16 protein-coding genes are annotated in these 18,725 nt (G+C 68.9%); 6 read left to right on the top strand and 10 right to left on the bottom strand.

Annotated elements, in window-relative coordinates:
- The first annotated feature begins 23 nt into the window (after nucleotides 1-23).
- Genes ACQ754_RS08705 through ACQ754_RS08695 form a run of 3 tightly spaced genes read left to right on the top strand, consistent with a single transcriptional unit; the run spans nucleotide 24 to nucleotide 3,151 of the window.
- Complete coding sequence (locus tag ACQ754_RS08705; RefSeq protein WP_440996628.1) at nucleotides 24-539, top strand: TRAP transporter small permease subunit; 516 nt, start codon at nucleotides 24-26, stop codon at nucleotides 537-539.
- Nucleotides 536-1,858, top strand: a complete 1,323-nt coding sequence (locus ACQ754_RS08700) for a TRAP transporter large permease (RefSeq protein ID WP_440996627.1) — start codon at nucleotides 536-538, stop codon at nucleotides 1,856-1,858. Before ACQ754_RS08705 ends, ACQ754_RS08700 begins: the two co-directional genes overlap by 4 nt.
- Before the next feature lie 18 nt (nucleotides 1,859-1,876).
- The gene (locus ACQ754_RS08695; protein WP_440996626.1) at nucleotides 1,877-3,151 is read left to right on the top strand and encodes a hydroxymethylglutaryl-CoA reductase, degradative; all 1,275 of its coding nucleotides are present in this window, start codon (nucleotides 1,877-1,879) and stop codon (nucleotides 3,149-3,151) included.
- Nucleotides 3,152-3,160: 9 nt separating this feature from the next.
- Here the strand turns inward: ACQ754_RS08695 and ACQ754_RS08690 are convergent, their stop codons facing one another.
- The 9 genes from ACQ754_RS08690 to ACQ754_RS08650 all read right to left on the bottom strand — a co-directional run bounded on the left by ACQ754_RS08690 (nucleotide 3,161) and on the right by ACQ754_RS08650 (nucleotide 11,960).
- On the bottom strand, nucleotides 3,161-4,318 hold the full coding sequence (locus ACQ754_RS08690) for an NADH:flavin oxidoreductase/NADH oxidase (protein ID WP_440996625.1): 1,158 nt from the start codon (nucleotides 4,316-4,318) through the stop codon (nucleotides 3,161-3,163).
- Entirely contained in the window at nucleotides 4,315-5,121 is an 807-nt protein-coding gene (locus ACQ754_RS08685; RefSeq protein ID WP_440996624.1) for a hypothetical protein, read from the bottom strand. The genes ACQ754_RS08690 and ACQ754_RS08685 overlap by 4 nt, the downstream gene beginning before the upstream one ends.
- Entirely contained in the window at nucleotides 5,121-6,461 is a 1,341-nt protein-coding gene (locus ACQ754_RS08680; RefSeq protein ID WP_440996623.1) for an amidase, read from the bottom strand. Before ACQ754_RS08680 ends, ACQ754_RS08685 begins: the two co-directional genes overlap by 1 nt.
- 11 nt (nucleotides 6,462-6,472) lie before the next feature.
- A complete protein-coding gene (locus tag ACQ754_RS08675) occupies nucleotides 6,473-7,147 on the bottom strand; it encodes a DUF2848 domain-containing protein (RefSeq protein ID WP_440996622.1) in 675 nt (224 codons plus the stop codon).
- 15 nt (nucleotides 7,148-7,162) lie between these two features.
- Nucleotides 7,163-8,446, bottom strand: a complete 1,284-nt coding sequence (locus tag ACQ754_RS08670; protein WP_440996621.1) for a TRAP transporter large permease — start codon at nucleotides 8,444-8,446, stop codon at nucleotides 7,163-7,165.
- Nucleotides 8,443-9,036: a TRAP transporter small permease subunit gene (locus tag ACQ754_RS08665; RefSeq protein ID WP_440996620.1), complete on the bottom strand. Its 594-nt coding sequence runs from the start codon at nucleotides 9,034-9,036 to the stop codon at nucleotides 8,443-8,445. The genes ACQ754_RS08670 and ACQ754_RS08665 overlap by 4 nt, the downstream gene beginning before the upstream one ends.
- Before the next feature lie 49 nt (nucleotides 9,037-9,085).
- The gene (locus ACQ754_RS08660; protein ID WP_440996619.1) at nucleotides 9,086-10,141 is read right to left on the bottom strand and encodes a TRAP transporter substrate-binding protein; all 1,056 of its coding nucleotides are present in this window, start codon (nucleotides 10,139-10,141) and stop codon (nucleotides 9,086-9,088) included.
- Nucleotides 10,142-10,175: 34 nt separating this feature from the next.
- Nucleotides 10,176-10,976, bottom strand: coding sequence for a putative hydro-lyase (locus ACQ754_RS08655; RefSeq protein ID WP_440996618.1), 801 nt, complete (start codon nucleotides 10,974-10,976; stop codon nucleotides 10,176-10,178).
- Nucleotides 10,977-11,063: 87 nt separating this feature from the next.
- A complete protein-coding gene (locus tag ACQ754_RS08650; RefSeq protein WP_440996617.1) occupies nucleotides 11,064-11,960 on the bottom strand; it encodes a LysR family transcriptional regulator in 897 nt (298 codons plus the stop codon).
- 106 nt (nucleotides 11,961-12,066) lie between these two features.
- Here ACQ754_RS08650 and ACQ754_RS08645 point away from each other — a divergent pair, with 106 nt between their 5' ends.
- The 3 genes from ACQ754_RS08645 to ACQ754_RS08635 are packed head-to-tail and all read left to right on the top strand — an operon-like array spanning nucleotide 12,067 to nucleotide 17,608.
- Nucleotides 12,067-15,909: an AAA family ATPase gene (locus tag ACQ754_RS08645; protein ID WP_440996616.1), complete on the top strand. Its 3,843-nt coding sequence runs from the start codon at nucleotides 12,067-12,069 to the stop codon at nucleotides 15,907-15,909.
- A 35-nt stretch (nucleotides 15,910-15,944) separates the two neighbouring features.
- Nucleotides 15,945-16,136 carry a hypothetical protein gene (locus ACQ754_RS08640; RefSeq protein WP_440996615.1) on the top strand — a complete coding sequence of 64 codons (192 nt, stop codon included), beginning with the start codon at nucleotides 15,945-15,947 and terminating at the stop codon, nucleotides 16,134-16,136.
- Nucleotides 16,133-17,608, top strand: a complete 1,476-nt coding sequence (locus tag ACQ754_RS08635; protein WP_440996614.1) for a sodium:solute symporter family protein — start codon at nucleotides 16,133-16,135, stop codon at nucleotides 17,606-17,608. The genes ACQ754_RS08640 and ACQ754_RS08635 overlap by 4 nt, the downstream gene beginning before the upstream one ends.
- Nucleotides 17,609-17,660: 52 nt before the next feature.
- Here the strand turns inward: ACQ754_RS08635 and ACQ754_RS08630 are convergent, their stop codons facing one another.
- The gene (locus ACQ754_RS08630) at nucleotides 17,661-18,632 is read right to left on the bottom strand and encodes a hypothetical protein (protein ID WP_440996613.1); all 972 of its coding nucleotides are present in this window, start codon (nucleotides 18,630-18,632) and stop codon (nucleotides 17,661-17,663) included.
- Between the last annotated feature and the right edge of the window lie 93 nt (nucleotides 18,633-18,725).

Genomic DNA, 18,725 nt, shown 5'->3' with positions numbered 1-18,725 from the left:
GGCGGCGCCTTCACGGGATCTCCATGATGGCCTGGCTTCGCGGCTACTGCACCGTGGTTACCACGCTCAACCGCTGGCTCGCCGGCGTCGTCTCGGTGCTGGTGTTCGTAATGGTGGCGGTGATCGCCTATGAGGTGGTCCTGCGTTATTTCTTCAACGATCCGACGGTGTGGGCGCTGGAGCTTTCGACCCTGCTGCTCGGGCCCTACTTCATGCTCGCCGGCCCCTACCTGTTGCACGTCGGCGGCCACGTCAACGTGGACATCCTCTACAATCGGCTGCCGCCGCGGGTGGCGGCCCTGCTCGACTGCCTGACCTTCCCGATAATCATCGCCCTGGCGGTGATCGTCGTGCGGGAAAGCTGGCCCGTGGCCATGGACGCCTATGCCAGCGGCGAGACCTCGTTCTCCGCGTGGAACCCGCCGATCTGGCCAGTCAAGCTCCTCATCCCGGTGACCTTCGCTCTGCTGTTGGCCCAGGCGCTGGCCGAGACCATCGCGGCCGTGGAGCGGGCGCGTAGCGGGGGGCAAAAGGCATGACCTCCAGCGGCGTGCTCGCGGTGATGTTCCTGGGACTGCTGGTCCTGCTGCTCAGCGGCATGCCGCTGGCCTTCGTCCTCGCCTCGCTGGCGGTGTTCTTCACGCTCTCCCTGTGGGGCAGCCAGGCCCTGGTGCTCACGGTCCTGCAGACCGTGGACACCATGACCTCGGAGGTACTGCTCGCCATTCCCCTGTATGTGCTCATGGCCAGCGTCCTGCAGCGATCGGGGCTGATCGATTCCCTCTACCGGGCCATGGAGGTCTGGTTCCGCCGCCTGCCCGGGGGCCTGGCCGTGGGTACCGTCGCCATCTGCACCCTGATGGCGGCGATGACCGGCATCGTCGGCGCCGCCGTGGCGGCCATGGGCATCCTGGCGCTGCCCTCGATGCTGCGCCGGGGCTACGATCCACGACTCGCATTGGGCACGATCTGCGCGGGCGGCACGCTGGGCATCCTCATCCCGCCGTCGGTGATCACCATCGTGTACGCGGCCACCGCGCAGATCTCGGTGGGTCGCATGTTCGCCGCCGGTATCGTCCCCGGCCTCATCCTCGCCGGGTTGTACATGGCCTACGCGGTCACCCTGGCGAGCCTCCGACCGGACATGGCGCCGCGGCCGGACGAGCCCCCGGCCGGCCTGGCCGAGCGGCTGATGGCCCTGCGCTCGCTGATCCTGCCCACGGTCATCGTCGTCGGGGTGCTCGGCAGCATCTACGGCGGCATCGCCACACCCACCGAGGCCGCGGCCATCGGTGTCCTGGGGGCGCTGCTTTCGGCGGCGGTTCAGCGCGAGCTGACGTTGGCCAATCTCCAGGGCGCGGCCTGGGATACCCTGCGGGTTACGGCGATGATCATGTGGATCACCATCGGCGCTAAGGCCTTCGTGTCCATTTTCACGGGCACCGGCGGCGGTGATTTCCTGCTCGGATTCATCCAGGACCTGGAGGTCAACCGCTGGCTGGTGTTACTGGCAATGATCGGGGTGCTGGTCTTCCTGGGGCTGTTCCTCGACGAGATCGGCATCATCCTGCTGTGCGTCCCCGTTTTCCTGCCGGTGATCAACGCCCTGGGCTTCGATGCCCTGTGGTTCGGGGTGCTGTTCCTGATCACCGCGCAGATGGCCTACATCACCCCGCCGTTCGGCTACACCCTGTTCTACCTCAAGGGGGTGCTGCCGCCCGGCATCGGCATGGAAACGGTCTACCGCGCCATCATCCCCTTCCTGCTCCTGCAGGCGGCGGCGCTGGCGTTGTTCATGATGTTCCCGGAGATCGTCACGTGGCTGCCCGAGCGATTGGCGCAGTCCGTGCGTTCCTGACCACGAGGAGAGACGGCAATGGCCGAGAGGACTTCCCGTATACCCGGATTCTTCAAGCTGCCCCCCGACGAGCGCCTGGCGCGGGTGGCGGAGATCACCGGCCTTGACGATCCGACGCGGCAGCGGCTCCGTGATACCGGCAACCTCCCCGCCGAGGTCGCGGATTCAATGATCGAGAACGTCATCGGGACGTTCAACGTCCCCCTCGGCATCGCCACCAACCTGATGATCGACGGCGAGGAGGTGCTGGTGCCCATGGCCACCGAGGAATCCTCGGTGGTGGCGGCGGTGAGCAACGCGGCCCGCCAGTGCCGCGACAGCGGGGGCTTCCATACCGCCATGTCCGGGGCGCTGATGATCGCCCAGGTCCAGCTGGTGGATGTGCCCAACCCGGAGTTCGCCCGGCTGCGGATCCTCGAGCACCGCGATGACATCAAGGCGATCTGCGACGATACGGATCCGGTGCTGCTGCAATACGGCGGTGGCTTCCGGGATATCGAGGTCCGCGTGCTCGCCTCCCGTACCGGTTCGATGGTGGTGACCCACCTGGTGGTCGACACCCGTGATGCCATGGGGGCGAACGCCGTGAACTCCATGGCCGAGGCGGTGGCACCGGCCATCGCGGAGTGGACCGGCGGGCGTACCAACCTGCGCATCCTCTCCAACCTTGCCGACCGTCGTCTCGCCCGCGCCCGGGCTACTTGGAACACGGCGACGATCGGCGGTGAGTCGGTGCGTGACGGCATGATCGCCGCCTATGACTTCGCAGAGGCCGATCCGTACCGCGCCACCACCCACAACAAGGGCATCATGAACGGTGTCACCGCGGTCACGCTGGCAACCGGCAACGATACCCGGGCGGTGGAGGCGGGGGCCCACGCCTACGCGGCCCGCACCGGTCAGTATCGCTCGCTCACCCGCTGGGAGGTCGATGCCCATGGCAACCTCACGGGGACCCTGGAGATGCCCCTGGCGGTGGGGTTGATCGGCGGTGCGACCCGCTCCCATCCAACGGCGCGGGCGTGCCTGGAGATCATGGGGGTGACCTCCGCGGAGCGCTTGGCCCGGAACATCGCCGCGGTGGGCCTGGCCCAGAACTTCGCTGCGCTGAAGGCACTCGCCACTACCGGTATCCAGAAGGGCCACATGGCCCTCCATGCCAAGAACATCGCGGTGATGGCCGGCGCCGTGGGCGACGAGGTGGATCGCGTGGCCGACGAGCTGGTCGCCGCCGGCACCGTACGGGTGGACGTTGCGGAGGCGGCACTTCGGCGGATCCGCGGCGAGGGGTGACGACGCTGCTCAGAAGATATTGGAGCGCTCGTACTGCACCGGCCAGTCCGCGTCCTCGGTCTTCAGGGTGGCGGCGGCCCGCAGTGGCCAGACCGGATCCGCGAGCAGGGCGCGCCCGAGGATGACCAGATCGGCGTCGCCGTTGGCGATCACCGATTCCGCCAGGTCCGCGCTGTGGATCAGCCCCACCGCGCCGGTGGGCATGCCAGCGGAGGCCCGCAGCCGGCGGGCGAAGGGGATCTGGTAGCCGGGGTGGACCGGTATGCGTTGCCGGGGGTCATTGCCCCCGGAGGAGCAGTCGATGAGGTCCACCTCGCCCCGCGCGGCGAGTTCCCGGGCCAGGCGCAGCGACTGCCGCTCGTCCCAGCCCCCTTCCACCCAGTCGGTCACCGACAGGCGCAGGAACAGCGGCAGCTCCGCCGGCCATTCGCTGCGCACCGCCTCCACCGATTCCAGCAGGAAGCGGATGCGGTTGTCGAAGCTGCCGCCGTAGCCGTCGCCCCGCTGATTGCTCAGCGGTGACAGGAACTGGTGGATGAGATAGCCGTGGGCGCCGTGGAGCTCCAGGATCCGGAAGCCCGCCTCCCGGGCCCGTCGGGTCGCCGCGGCCAGCGACTCCAGGGCGTCGGCGATGTCCCTGTCGTTCATCGCCCGCGGCACCGGCCAACCCTCCGCGTAGGGCAGCCCCGAGGCGGAGACCACCGGCCAGCCGCCTTGTTCCGGCGGGATGGGTCGCGAGCCCTCCCAGGGCCGGCCCACCGATGCCTTGCGCCCGGCGTGGCCGAGCTGGATGCCCGCTACGGCGTCGCGTTCGTCGATGAAACCGGCGATCCGGGCGAGGCGGTCGCGTTGCTCGTCGTTCCACAGGCCCAGGCAGTGGGGGGTGATTCGGCCCCGGGGTTGCAGGTGGACCGCCTCGGTGAACACGATCCCCGCACCGCCGGCAGCGCGGGCACCTAGGTGCATGAAATGCCAGTCGTTGGCGAGGCCGTCGCTGCCCGAGTACTGGCACATCGGTGAGAGCATGATGCGGTTGCGTGCCGTCACGCCGCGGAAGGTCACGGGCCGGAACAGGTGGGGATGCGGATCGCGGCGCAGGATCCGTCGGTTGTTCTCGCCGCTGGTCCGGGAGTCGGTGGTGCCCCGCTCCCCGCGTTCATCGCTCATGGTGCCTCCCGGCCCCGGCGGGGCCGTTGCTCGTCGGTGAAATGGCTCAGGGCGAACAGGCCGGTACTCACCGCCAGCGAGCTCCCCAGCGCCAGCCAGAATGCCCCCATGCCCCCCAGCGCGGGGGCGGTGGCCGCCGCGGCGGCGGCGAACGCTACCAGGCTGAACATGCCGCCCTGGGCGGCGGCCAGGGTGGCCCGGGCTACCGGCGCGCCGAAACGCTGGTGCAGGGTGAGCGCGATGACGGTGAAGCCCACTGGGAACCCGGTCAGCGTCCCGGAGATCTTCGGCCCGGCGGCGGCCGCCACGGTGGTCGCTACCCCCACGAGCACGCCGGCGGCGAGCCCCCGCAGCAGCAGGTCGAGCCAGCGGTTCGGCGCCTGTACCCGCGGCTGGGACAGCCGGAGCCACCGACGGGCGGCCAAGGCAAGGCCGAACACCAGCACGTAGACCACAAGACCCAGGGGATAGCCCCCGGGGAGCGTGGCGAAGGCGCTGGCCGACAGGCCCCAGGCTGTCACTGCCGCGAGCAAGCTTGTTACCGGCCCCAGACGACCCGCTACCGCCACATAGGTGATCAGGAACACCAGCGTCGCGGTCAGGGCATGAATGGCCGCTAGCGCTGCCTCGGCGACGAAGTCCGCGGAGCGCTCCAGGCCCAGGAAGAAGAACGCCGGGCCGAGGACGATGGGGGTGCCGGCGATCACGCCCCCCAGGCGCGGACCGAGGCGGGCCACCGCCAGGGTGACCCCGATGACCACCACCGCCGTGGTGGCCATCTTCACCAGCAGCGAAAGGGTCATCACCGTCGCGTGTCGTCCAGCACTGCCTCCACGCCGGCGGCCTGGGCCAGCAGCCGGCGGTCATTGCCACCCCGGCCGAGGAGCATCATCCCCACAGGCAGCTCTCCGGGACGGTGACAGGGCAGCGTGATCCCGCAGAGATCCAGCAGGTTGCCGACGGTGGGGTTGCGCAGCACCAGCAGGTTGGTCCGGGCGTAGTCCTCGTCGGCGTCGAGCTCGGCGAAGGCGGGAGGCACCACCGGTACGGTCGGTGCGAGGATGGCGTCGAATTCCTGCAGGCGCTGGTCCATGGTCTCCTTCTGTCGGTGCCGGGCATCCCGCAGGGCCAGGTAGTCGGCGGCGGAGAGATCGGCCCCGCGCTCGATGCGCGTGCACACCCGCGGGTCGTAGCGGTCCCGCCGCTCAGCGAGGAGGTGGCGGTGGACGTGGTAGCTCTCGGCGGCGGTGAGGCCGCCGCCCGCGAGGAGCTCACCGAGATCGTCGAGCTCCGGCAGGGCCACGGTGGTGACGCGGGCACCGGCCTCGCTGAGGACGGAGAGCGCGCGTTCGAAGGCCCCCGCCACGGGGTCGTCCATGTCGTCGAGGAGGTAGCGGTCCGGTAGGGCCAGGCGCAGCCCCGCCACCGGGGCGGCATGGAACGCCCGCTCCGGCTCGCCGGCGAGCACGGCGTCCATCAGCGCGCAGTCCGCGACCCGCGGGGCGATGGGGCCCACGGAGTCCAGGCTGTACGACAGCGGAAAGGCCCCCTCCAGCGGCACCCGGTGCTGGGTGGGCTTGAAGCCGGTGAGCCCGCAGAAGGCCGCGGGGATGCGCACCGAGCCGCCGGTATCTGTACCCAGGGCCGCCGCGGCCATGCCCAGGGCCACCGACACCGCGCCGCCGGAGGTGGACCCCCCGGGGATGCGGGCTTCGCCATGGGGGTTTCCGGGGGTGCCGTAGTGGGGGTTGAGCCCCAGGCCGGAGTAGGCGAACTCGGTCATAACGGTATGGCCGGTAAACACCGCCCCTGCCCGGCGCAGCCGCGTTACAGCGGCCGCATCCCGCGCCGCCGGCGGTGTATCGGCGAGCACCCGGGAGCCGGCATGGGTGACCCGGCCGGCGACGTCGAACAGCGCCTTCAGGGATACCGGGACCCCGCCCAGGGGGCCGGCCGGGGCGCCGGCGGCGATCAGGCGGTCGCAGGCCGCGGCCTGGGCGCGGGCCGTGCCGGCGAACACGGCGGTGTGGGCGTCCGGCGCCTCCTCGGTGCCCATCAGGGCGCGCTCCAGGGTGGCCGCGGCGGTCTCCCGGCCGGTGGCGATGGCCTCGGCGAGCTCGGTGAGCGGGCGTGGCGATTCCATGGGCTGGCCCTTCAGGCAATGACTGGCAGGGGGCGCACCGCATAGGCATGCTCGATGCGGCGGCCGCGGACCGGATCGATGAGTGCCATCTCAAAGCGCGCCGCCGGCCGTGGCCCGCCGGCCACCGGCAGGGTGCCGCAGAGCATGGCGGTGCCCGTCGGCAGAGCGATCTCCTTGCGGCCGAAGCGCTCGAGCAGGTCGCCCGGCGGGAGGAGGCCGGAGACCGGGCCTTCCTGGTAGCTCACCCGGTCGCCGTCCGCGACGACGTGGGAGGCGAGTCGCAGCTGATCCCAATGGGGCAGGACGTCTTCGAGCCGCCACAGCTCCGCGGCGACCGGCTTGGGGCACAACTGCTTGGAATGGGCCACCGACCAGGACTCCGCTTGCCGGTCGGTATGGTCGGAACCCACGCCTACGCAGGTGCCGTCGGGGGTGCCCACCAGCAGCACCTCCACCTCGCCGCTGGTGTGCTCGCCGAGCATCTCCACCTCCGGGGCCGTGGTGGCCAGGTTGCAGCCGACCCGGTAGAACAGCGGGGTGGCCGAGGGTGGGGTCACGCCGATGGCACGGAGCTCGTCGATGTGTTCCTGGATGGCGGCATCGTCGCGGCCGGCCCAGCCGGCGATGACGAACTCGCGGATGTCGACCTCGATGTCGGCCTCGCCATCAAGGGTGAAACGTAGCATGGGGGTCTCCGTTGTCTAGTTGAGTACCGAAGGCAAAAACAGGGCGATTCCCGGTGCGAGGACCAGTAGCACGGCGGTCAGCAGCATCAGCCCCACGTAGGGCAAGGCCCCGAGCATCACCTCGTTGAGCGAACCGTGGCCGCGCACCCCCTGGACCACATAGAGGTTGAGGCCCACCGGCGGGGTGATCAGCGCCATCTCGATGAGCAGGATCAGCAGGATGCCGAACCATACCGGGTCGAAGCCCTGGGCGATGATCAGCGGCGCCACGATGGGGATGGTGATCACCATCAGCGACAGGGTCTCCACGAAGAAGCCCAGCACGATGTAGAGCCCGATCACCAGCACCAGCGTGCCGTAGGGCCCCAGGCCCGCCCCCTCGATGAGTGCCTCCAGGTCCCGGGTGACCCCGGCGGAGGCGAGCACGAAATTGAGGAAGTACGAGGAGATGATGATCAGCATGATCATGCCGGTGGTGCGCATGGTGCCGTCGACGGCGTCGATGAGGACCCGAAGGGTGAGCCGTCGCATCGCGGCGGCGATGGCCAGCGCGCCCACAACGCCGAGGGCCGCGGCCTCGGTGGGGGTGGCCCAGCCCGCATAGATCGACCCGACCACCAGCGCGAACAGGCCCAGCACCGGCACCAGGTGCCACAGCCCGGTGATCCGCCGTCTCCAGTCGTGATGGCGCCGCGGCCCGCCGAGCCCCGGCCGCAGGGTGCAGATCACCGCCGTGCCGAGTATGAACAGGCCCGCGAGCATTAGCCCCGGCAGCAGCCCTGCCGCGAACAGCCGCGGGATGGAGGTCTCGGTGAGGAAGCCGTAGACGATGAGATTGATCGACGGCGGGATCATGATCCCCAGGGTCCCGCCGGCGGCGATGGAGCCGGCGAACAGCCGCTCGTCGTAGCCGAGCCGGCCGGCCTGGGGCATGGCCACCGTGCCGATGGTGGCGGCGGTGGCGACGCTGGAGCCGGAGGTGGCCGAGAACAGCGTCGCCGTGCCGATGTTGGCGTGCAGCAGCCCGCCGGGCAGCCAGGACAGCCAGGCCTCCAGGGCCTCGTAGGTCTTGCGGGCCACCCCGGTGCGGACCAGCACCTCACCGAGGAGGATGAACAGCGGTATGGCGATCAGCAGGAAGCTGTCGGAGGCCGACCAGAGCACCTCCCCCATGGCCCGGAACAGGGGGAAGGGCGAGTAGAACTCGTCGAGGAACAGCGCCAGGGCGATGAGCGTCGCCGCCACCGGGATGCTCAGCACCAGCAGCGCGAGCAGGACGAGCAGGGCTATGCCGATCATGCCCGTCCCTCCTCGGTATCGGTGGCGATCTGCTCGTCGAGGGTACGGCTGCCGGCCACGCGCTGGATGCTCGCGGTGTCACCACCGGCCAGTGCTACCAGCACCCGCAGCAGCAGTGCGGCCACCACCAGGCTGAACCAGGCGAGCCCCGCGGCCCACAGGCCCTGGGGGATCCACAGCGGTGTCCGTAGCGGGGTGTTGGCCTCGGAGCCGCCGAGAAAGGACTTCATCGCGACCTCGCCGGCCGCTCCCACGACGAAGAGGCAGAACAGTGCCAGGGCGGTCAGGGCCAGCAGGTCCATGAGGGCACGGGCGGGTCGTGGCATGAGCACATAGACCACGTCGATGCGGATATGGGCCTTTTCCAGCAGCGAGTAGGCGAAGGCCCAACTCGCGCTAATGGCCAGCACGTAGCCGGAGAGCTCGGTGGAGGCGCCCATGGTGCGGCCGAACAGGCCGCGGCTGGCGATCTCGAGGGCTACCATGGCCACCGTGGCCAGTATGAGTAGGCCGCCGAGCCTTGCAAGCCACAGGGAGATGCTCCTCATGCCGGCGAGCAGGCGGTCGAGTAGGTGTGCGATGCGTGCCATGGGACGCCCGTACCCGGCCCCCCGCGGGGGGCCGGGGCTAACGGTGGGTTTACTTCGCCTCGGCGGTGAGGCCGGTGACCTCGCCGATGGTTTCGTTCCAGCGCCGGAGGTCGTCGGGATCGACGGTCTCCGCCCAGGCGGGCAGCACCTCGTCCTCGAGGCGGCTGCGGGCGTAGGTGAAGTCCTCCTCGGTGGCCTCCACCAGGGTCATGTCGCCGGCATCACCGCGGCCGCACTCGCCGTGGCCGGTCAGGCAGGCGACGCCCTCCTCGGTCTCGTCCACCGCCGATGACCACACCGGGTCCTCGTAGTGGTCCTCCGCCTGGGTGATCAGCCAGTCCTGGACCTCCGGGGCGAGGCCGTCCCACTTGTCGCCGTTCATGGCCGTGACCACGTAGTCCCAGCCGCCCACCGGCAGGGGATAGAGGTGGGTGGAGACCTCGTGCCAGCCTGAGCTGTAGCCGGACAGCGAGCCGGTGACCGCGCAGTCGATGACCCCGCGCTCCAGCGCGCCGGGCACCTCGCTGAAGTTTAGGGTGATTCCCTCCGCGCCGATGGCCTCGAGGAAGTTCGCCGTGCTGCGGCCGCTGGCGCGGATCTTCTTGCCTTCGAGATCGGCGAGGCCGTCGATCTCGGCGTTGCAGAACACCACCTGGGAGGGGTAGGGCACTGCGGCGATGAGCTTGGCACCGAAGCGCTCGGAGAGGATGTCATCGAGCACCGGCTTGTAGGCGGCGACCACCTCGCGGGCGGTGGCCACGTCCGGGGCCATCATGGGCATGTCCATACCCTCGAGCTCCGGTGCGTCGGAGACGGTGTAGTCGCCCACGGTGGAGCCCACGTCGAACACCCCCTGGGAGAGGAGGCGGAATACCTCGCCGCCACCGAGGCCCATCTGGTCGAAGGTAGTGACCTCGGCGGTGACCTGCCCGTCGGAGGCGTCGGCAAGGTGCTCCCCCCAGAAGGGCTTCTCGAAGTTCTGATACAGCGACAGGCTGGACCAGCTCCCCACGTAGGCGAACTCCGTGGCCGGCAGGTCCTGGGCCTGGGCGGCGCCGCCCAGCAACAGGGCGGCAGTGGCGGTTGCAGTGATTGGTCTCTTCATCGCTTCGCTCCTCGTCGATCGTTGTCGTTGCGGCTCACAGCAATGCGAGCTCGTGGTCGCTTCGATCGGTGACCAGCATGTGTCCCGGGCTGTGGGTGATCGCGAAAGGCAGGCCGGCCGCCTCCAGGGCGCGCTGCGGCGTGACCCCGCAGGCCCAGAACACCGCCAGCTCGTCCTCGGCCACGGCCACCGGGTCCCCGTAGTCGGGGTGCTGCAGGTCATCGATACCGATGTGTTCCGGGTAGCCGATGTGCAGCGGCGCCCCGTGCACGCCGGGGTAGCGGGTGCAGATCTGTATGGCGCGAATGGCGTCCGCCGGGCGCAGCGGCCGCATGGACACGACCATTTCGCCGCTGAAGGGTCCTGCCGCGGTCAGTGGGATGTTGCTGCGGTACATCGCCACGTTGCGTCCCTCGGCCACGTGACGCAGCGGGATGCCGTCGGCGAGCAGGGCATGCTCGAAGGTGAACGAGCAGCCCAGGGCGAAGGTGACCAGGTCATCCCTCCAGAGCTCGTCCACCGCCGTGGGCTCTGCCACCACCTCGCCGTCCCGGAAGACGCGGTAGCGGGGCACGTCCCGGGCGATGTCCAGGTCGGCGCCGAGGGCGGCGCAGTCGCGGGCGCCCGGTTCCGAGACGGCGATGAGGGGGCAGGGTTTGGGGTTGGCCGTACAAAAGCGCAGGAATGCCGCCGCCTCTGCCTCTGGGAGGATGACCAGATTGACCTGCACGTAACCAGGCGCGAGGCCGGCGGTCTGGCCGGTTAGCCGACCCTCTCGGGACGCGAGCCGGACATCGGTGCCGGTCCCCGTGTCGTTGTGCTCTGCCGATCGCATAGGCGTTGCCGTTGCACCATTTGGCCTCCCTATAGGCTTAGGCGACAGCGCCTATTTGGTCCAATCGATATTTCGGATCAACTTTGATCAGGAATCTCTATCACCCGATGTCCCCGCCGCGATCTGAATGGCCAGATCGGCCACCGCCCGGGAGACGGTGAACTCGGGGGTGTCGGTGTAGGCGACGTGGAAGGCGAGCTCCGGCGGCGCTACCTCGGCGCGAAAGGGTCTCAGCGCCCCACGGTCGAGCTCGCTGCGGATGATCTCAGGGGGCAGGGCGCTGACGCCTATGCCGTCGACGGTCATGCGGATGATGGTGGCCAGCGAGGAGCTGGCGTGGATGCGCAGGCGCGCCCCCGCGCGGCTGAGCAGCCGTTGCAGGGCAAGATGGGGCTGGCTCAGGCGAGGGTAGGTGATCACCGGCCAGCGCGCCAGCTCCGTCAGCGGGACGGGTTCCGGCGGCAGGGCCAGGGTCGGGCTCGCCACCCACTCCAGGGGATAGCGGCACAGCGCCTGGCTCGCGATGTCCGGTTGGTTCACGGGGCCCATGAGGAAGGCGATGTCCACGTCGTGGCTCGCCAGCTTCTCGGCGAGGTTTACCGAAGTGTCTACATCCAGCTCCAGGCTGATGGCGGGATAGGCCTCATTCACCTGTTCGATGAGCTCGGGTAGCCAGGTGTAGACGATGGTCTCCACCACGCCGAGGCGGATGCTTCCCTGGATCGCGTCCGGCTCGGCCACGGCGTCCAGCATCTCGCTCTGTAGCGCCAGCAGTCGCTCGGCATAGACGAGCATGTCGCGGCCCCGGGGGGTCAGCGAGACGCCGCGGCCGGCGCGGTCGAACAGCGCCACCCCGAGCCGGCGTTCGAGGTTGGCGATGCGCGAGGACACCGAAGGTTGGGAGGCATAGAGCCGCTGGGCGGCGGCGCGGAAGCTGCCGAGCCGCGCGATCCAGACGAACGTCTCGAGGGTGCGGAAGTCCATATTTGATACAGTACCCGTTTGTACAACAAAACGAACGAAAGATTGACGACAATCCTGTAGTGGCCTTTGGGGTTGTCCCATTCCCGGGCCGGAGGGGGATTTCCGAATGAGGGGTCTGAGCCTGCGACTTTGCGGACCCATGACGGTGTCTGTGGACGGGCGGCCAGTGGAGGGCCTCGAGGGGACGAAATCCGGTGCCCTGCTCGCCTATCTCGCCGTTGAGAAGGCGGTCGCCGTGCCACGGGCGCGGATCGCCGCGGATTTCTGGCCGGAGCTCAGCGATCGTGCTGGCCGCAACAACCTTCGCCAGGCCCTCTACCAGCTGCGTCAGCGGCTGGCCACAGCTTGCGATGGCGCCCATGACTGGATCGAGCTCAGCCGTGATGCGGTGCGCTTCAGCAGCGAGGAACCGCACTGGGTGGATGTCGAAGTATTGACCCGGGACCCGCCCTGCTGTGGTCACGGGCGCCACACCGCGGCCTGCCGTCCGGCGTTGGAGGGGATGCAGGCCGTGCTGGACACCTATGGTGGCCCGTTCCTCCAGGGTTTCGATTCCGGCGACCTGCCGCCGTCGGTGGCGGAATGGCTGACCCGGTGCCGCCGTTACTACCGTGACGCCGTGGTGGCGGTCCTGGAGCGTTTCACCGCCTGCCTGACCCGGGCCGGGGCGATACAGCGGGCCCTGGACTACACACGTCGATTCATCACCATAGAGCCTGACGCCGAGGCGGCTCACCGCATTCTCCTTCGTCTGCTCCATCATAACGAGGCCGTGGACGAGGCCATCCGCCATTATGATGCGCTTGCCGAGCGCCTGTTCGAGGAGCAAGGGCGGACGCCGGAGGCGGAGACCGTGGCCCTCGGCGAGCGGCTGCTGACGCGCCGTGAGCAGATGCGCCGCCTGGCGCTCGCCGACGAAGGCTCTGGGCTCGAGCGCCGTCTGGTCAGCGTGGTAGCGGTGACCTTCCGCCCCGACGCCACCCATGGTCCCGAAGAGCGTGCGCGGGTCTATAGTGACGTGAGCCGGCAGGTGGGTGCGATCGTGGAAGAATTCGGGGGGCTTCCGGGGCGCTCCCACGGCGGGCGGCTGATCATCTACTTCGGGCTGCCGGAGGCGGGTGACACTACTACCATGCAGGCCGTACGCGCCGCCTTCCGCATCGTCCGGACCGTGCAGGCGGGGGGAACGCTCCAGGTGGCCGTCGATTCCGACTGGCTGCTCACCACCGGCAGCCCGGCGCTCCCCGATCCCGCCGGGGACCTCTCCGAGGCGGTCTCCCGTCTCGCCGAGCGCACGCCTGCGAATGCGTGTGTGATTACCGCCGCCGTTCATACCCGCGTGTACCCGTGCTTCGACAGTCGGCCGCTGGAAGATCCGGCGGGGCAGCATGCCCTCTATCAGGTGACTGCGGACCGCCAGCTCGAGGACCGGATCGCGATCTCGCGGCAACTCGGTGGTGTGTCGCCATTCATCGGGCGCCGTGCCCAGCTCGAGCACCTGCGCCGGGAATGGCGGCGGGTGCCCCGCCACGGGCTGCAGCGGGTTATCGTCGAGGGGGAGGCGGGGGTGGGCAAGACCCGTCTCGTCGAGGAGTGGCTCAACGAGGTATACGCCGGTGGCGGGATCGTTTTCCACCTCCGCTGCTCCCCGGAGCACCGCCGCCAGCCCTTGTACCCAGTTATCGACGCCCTGCGCCGCCATCTGGAGCGGAGGCTGACGCCCGGCGATGGCACGGACTGGGATGCCGCCATGGAGGCGTTCCTGGCCGAGTGTGGCGACCTGCCGGATGACGCCGCCCGGGGACTGCGGCGGTTGCTCGACACGGACCCGTCGGCGTGCCGTGAGGGGATGACGGAGGCGCTCGCCGACGCCGTGGAACAGCGTGACCGCCTCCTGGACCTCTTGATGGAGGTCACTGCGGCGTTCACGGCCCGTGCCCCACTGCTGGTTGTGGTCGAGGATTTGCATTGGATCGACCCCACTACCGTCATGCTGTTGAGGCGGGCCATCGAGGGGCTTGCCGAACGGCCGTTGCTGTTCCTCGTGAGCGGCCGGCCCGGGACCGTCTATCCCTGGCGCAGCGAGGATCCCGTAGTACGGCTGCACCTGCAGCGCCTCAACGAGTCAGAGAGCGCGGAGCTCCTCGATGCCATCGCCGGTGGCGAGATGCCCGCCGAGATGCGCCGGCAGATCCTCTACTATGCCGACGGTATTCCGTTGTTCATCGAGGAGCTCGCCCGGCAGCATCGCCAGGATGCGATGGCGGTCACGGTGCCGGCGACGCTCCGGGACCTGCTCTCCGCCCGATTGCAGGGCCTAGGGTCCACCAGGGGCCTGGCACAGCTCGCCGCGACCCTTGGCCGAGAGTTCGACGGGGAGATGCTCGCCGCCATTGCCACCCTGGACGGCGACGAGATCGAGGCCGGGTTGGAGCATCTTATGGCGGCGGGTTTCGTTGAACGTAGCGCCCGCGGTCTGGGCGGTACCCACTGGTACCGCTTCCGTCACGCCCTGATCCGGGAGGCGGTCTATGATAGCCAGCTGGACAGCGAGCGCGCCGAGAGGCACCTGCGCATCGCTGAGGTGATCCAGGAGCGCTACCCGGAGATCGCCTGGCAGCGCCCGGGCTATCTGGCCCACCATCTCACTCGCGGGGAACAGCCGGTGGCTGCCCTGCCCTACCGGATCCGGGCCGGCTACCAGACCCTGGCGCGGGCGGCCCACGATGAGGCGTCCCGACATTTCCGTGATGCCTTGTCCGTTGCTGAGGAGCTCGGAGACGAGGAAACCCGCCGGGCGCGCATGGTGGAGTGCCTGTTGGGTCTGGGCCTTGCCGATATGGCGAGCCGCGGCTACGGCGACGGCCGGGTATACGCCACCTTCAAGCGGGCCCGTGCCCTGCACGCGTGGCAGGCGGACCCCGGCCGCCACTTCCTCCTCCTCTGGGGGGAATGGCACGGTGCCAGCTCCCATGCCGGTTTCGCCGAGGCCCAGCGCATCGCCGACCGGATGCTGGAGCTCGCGGACAGCGAGGATGACCGGGTGAGGCGGCTGGCCGCATACTACGCGCAGATCAACTGCCGTTTCTCCTGGGGCGATCTGCATGGCGCCCGCCAGTATTTCGAGACCCTGACGGGCCTCTACGATGACGGTGATCATGGTGCCCTGGTAGGGGCGTTCGGCGACGACCCCGCGCTCGCGGGGGAGTCCTTCGGGGCGCTCACGCTGTGGTGCCTCGGGGAAACGGGGCGGGCCCGGGAGGTCACCGATGCCGCCGTGGCCAAGGCGGACGCCGAGGGGCACCCCCCGAGCCAGGTCTTCTGCTACACGTTTCAGGCCCTGATCGCCCAGTATGGGGGGGACGTGGAGACCACGGCCGAGGTCGCCAAGCGCCTCCTCCGGGTCGCCGAGGAGCGCGATTATGCCCTGTGGCGGCGGGCGGGACAGGCGCTGCTGGGCTGGGCCCGGGCCCGCAGCGGGGATCGGGACGGCCTTCGGCTCCTCCAGCAGGCGGTGAGCGACATCCGTCATGTGATGTATGGTGTCAGCACGATCCTGCTGCGGCTGCAGATCGATGCCCTTATCGGCCTTGGCCGGCTGGCGCCGGCGCGCTCGGTGCTCGCCCAGGCCATGGCCGATGTGGCACGCATCGGCAACAAACGTTTCCTTCCGGAGCTCTACCGGCGTCGTGGCGAGATTGATTATCTGATGCAGCGCGATCGCGAGGCCGCCGACGTCGATCTCCGGCATGCCGAGGCCCTGGCGGCGGAGCAGGATGCCGTAATGGAGCTGATCCGGATCCAGTCCGTGCGTCTCGATTACGGTATCACCGCCACCGCCGACGGCCGTGAGGAGCGCGAGCGGCTTGCCCGGTTGCTGGATGGCCTGCCGGCACAGCACACGGTCCCGCACGTGGAGCGGGCGCGCCGCCTGCTCGCCGCCGGCTGACCGCGGGTGCGAAGGGGCGTCAACACGGGGGTGTAATGGACGACAACCGTACACGGGGTGGGCGCTGGCTGATCACGCTGGCGGTGCTGATCGTGCTGGCAGTGGTCGTGCCCTACGCCCTGTTGCAGGGACAGGAGCGCTTCGCCGCCGCCTTCCTGTTCTGGCTCGTCTTCGGGGCGGCGGCGATCGCCATCATACTGCGCATTCTCCGGGGGTGGCGGGTATGACCGCGGCGGTGTGGTTCGTCCTGATCCTCTACGCGGTGCTCGGCGTGGCGGTGGCCGTGGCATCCCGGCGGCGCCTGGGTGAGGGCGTCACCGAGTATTACCTCGCTGGCCGGCGGGTTGGGGGCATCGTCTCCGCGCTGAGTTACGGTGCCACCACCTACAGTGCCTTCATGATGGTGGGCCTGGTGGGCCTGACCTATGCCGGTGGCGTCGGCGCGCTGGGCTTCGAGCTCATTTATCTCTCCGGCCTCGGGCTGGTGGTGATTTTCGGCCCCCGCTTCTGGCTGGTGGGCCGGCGCTTCGGCTATGTCACGCCCTCGGAGATGCTCGGTGACCGCTACGGTAGCCGGGCGCTGGCGGCCATCGTCGCCCTCGCCTCCTGCGTGTTCCTGGTCCCCTACAGCGCGGTCCAGCTCATGGGTATCGGTTATCTGCTCTCTGGGGCCAGCGATGGTGCCGTGCCGTTTACTGCGGGGATTTTGCTCGGAGCGGCGTTCACGCTGGTCTGGACGCTGGTGGCGGGGCTGCGCTCGGTGTTGTGGACCGATGTCCTGCAGGTGGTGATCATGCTGGTCACCAGCTTGATCGCCGTGGGCTTCGTCCTCGCCGCCCTCGGTGGCGTGGGGGGCTTCATCGACACGATCGAGAGCGAGCGCGGCGACTGGCTCACCGTGCCCGGTCCCGGGCTGTTCGACCTGAAGACCTTCCTGGCGTTGACCCTGCCCTGGTTCTTCTTCTCCATCAGCAATCCCCAGGTGAGCCAGCGGCTCTACACCACGGAGAGCCTGGGGGCGATGCGCACCATGATCGCTGGTTTCCTGCTGCTCGGGTTTGTCTACACGGTGGTTTCCGTGGTCTTCGGCTTCTCGGCGCTGGCGCTGCTGCCGGGGCTGGACAAGCCGGACCTCGCCACGGCGCGGCTCATCGGCTCGGAGGTGATCCCCACCGCCGTGGCCGTGGTGCTGATGGTCGGGATCCTCGCCGCGGCGGTCTCCACCGTGGACTCCATCCTCCTCACGCTCGGGGCCATGGTCTCCCATGACGTCTATCGCCCCTGGCTCGGCACCGATCGGCGGGTGAGCGAGCTGCTCGCGGGCAAGCTGGTGGTGGTGGTGATGACGGTCATCGCCGTGCTCTTCGCCCGGCTCGAGCTCGACCTCATATCCATCCTGTCGGTGGCGTCCTCCACGGGGCTGCTGGTCACCGTGCCGGCCATCGTCGGCGCCTTTTTCTGGCGCCGCGGCACCGCCGCCGGGGCCATCTCGAGCATCCTGGTGGCCGGTATCGCAGTGACGGTGATGCAGCTCGGCGGCTACGCGCCGTTCGGCGTGCCGCCGGCGTTCTGGTCGGCCGGGCTTTCAGTGGCGCTGTTCGTGGCGGTGAGCCTGATGACTCCGCGGCGGGATCGGGATCGTGCCCGGGCGTTCATTGACGAGCTCGGCGCGGAGCTGGACGCCCGCGGTATCCGATGACGATGGCGGGGGCCAAAGTGAGGCCCCCGCGTTTTACGCCCAGCGTGTGGCCTTAGAGATCCAGGTCGGGTGAGTCGTCAACCAAGGAGTCCTGGGTCTGATTCACCACGACCTCCCCGCTGGCACTCGTGCCGGAGGGCACAGCGGCGCTTACCCGGTAGGTATAGGTGCCCGCGAGGCTGCCGATGCCGACGGTGAGGATGACGTCGTCGTCGACGAACTCGGTGGCCTCCGCCCGCGTCACCCCAATGACGCGAAATTCGCCGCCACCGGGGAGGATGCTGAATTTCCGTTCGACGACGAACCACTGCTCCTGGCCGATGTCGCCGCTGTTCGTCGTGTCCGTCCATTCCAGCTCGACGTTGCCGCTCGCCTTGGTGGCGGTAAGCCCACTCGGGGCTGTGGGCGGGAGAAAGGCGATGAGGCTGGCCCGCTCCTCAATGTCGGTCATCACGAACGCCTGGGCTGCCGTGCTCCACTCGAACTCCACGTTGTAGCGCTGGTTGTCGGCGCCCGAGTTGGATTTGAGCACATTGCGGATCTGGAAGGCCGGCAGGGAGATCCTCTCGCCGTCGACGAACTCCTCGCCGAGGGTCTTCACCGTGAACCGTACCGAATCGTCGTTGTGATCCCCGTTATTGTCGTACGCCCGTACCGTGAACTCGTGCCGGCCGTCGTCAAATAGGTTGTAGTTGAACGTAGCCGCGAAGCCGGCGTTTGGGCAGTCCGGCGGCGTGGGTGTCCGCCCGGCGCAGACATCGGAACGCGAGCCACCATAGGCGAGCACCTGGTTCGGCGATCCGTCCGGATCCTCGTCGATGTAGAGCTCCACGCGATCGATGCCGTCGGGTGCCAGGGCCCATCCTTGGATCACGTTGATGCCCGTGGTAATCCTGGCCTGCTCCGGGCGCTCCAGATTGACCTTGATGTCGTCGGACTGGGCCCCGAAAGCCGATGTCGACCCCAGTACGAACGCGGTCAGCATCGGCCCTATCGTGGCGCGCAACAGGGTTTTTCGCATCATCTCTCCCCTCCGCTTTGTCGTTGCCATGCACCCCAAAACGTAGCAGTTCACGCTTACAGTGGCCTTACTAGGCCGTAAGCGCATTCGTCCATC

It is taken from the genome of Arhodomonas sp. SL1, assembly GCF_052060015.1.
GTDB lineage: Bacteria > Pseudomonadota > Gammaproteobacteria > Nitrococcales > Nitrococcaceae > Arhodomonas.
Note: the sequence above shows the minus strand (reverse complement) of the source record. Positions and strands in the feature narration are given on the sequence as shown.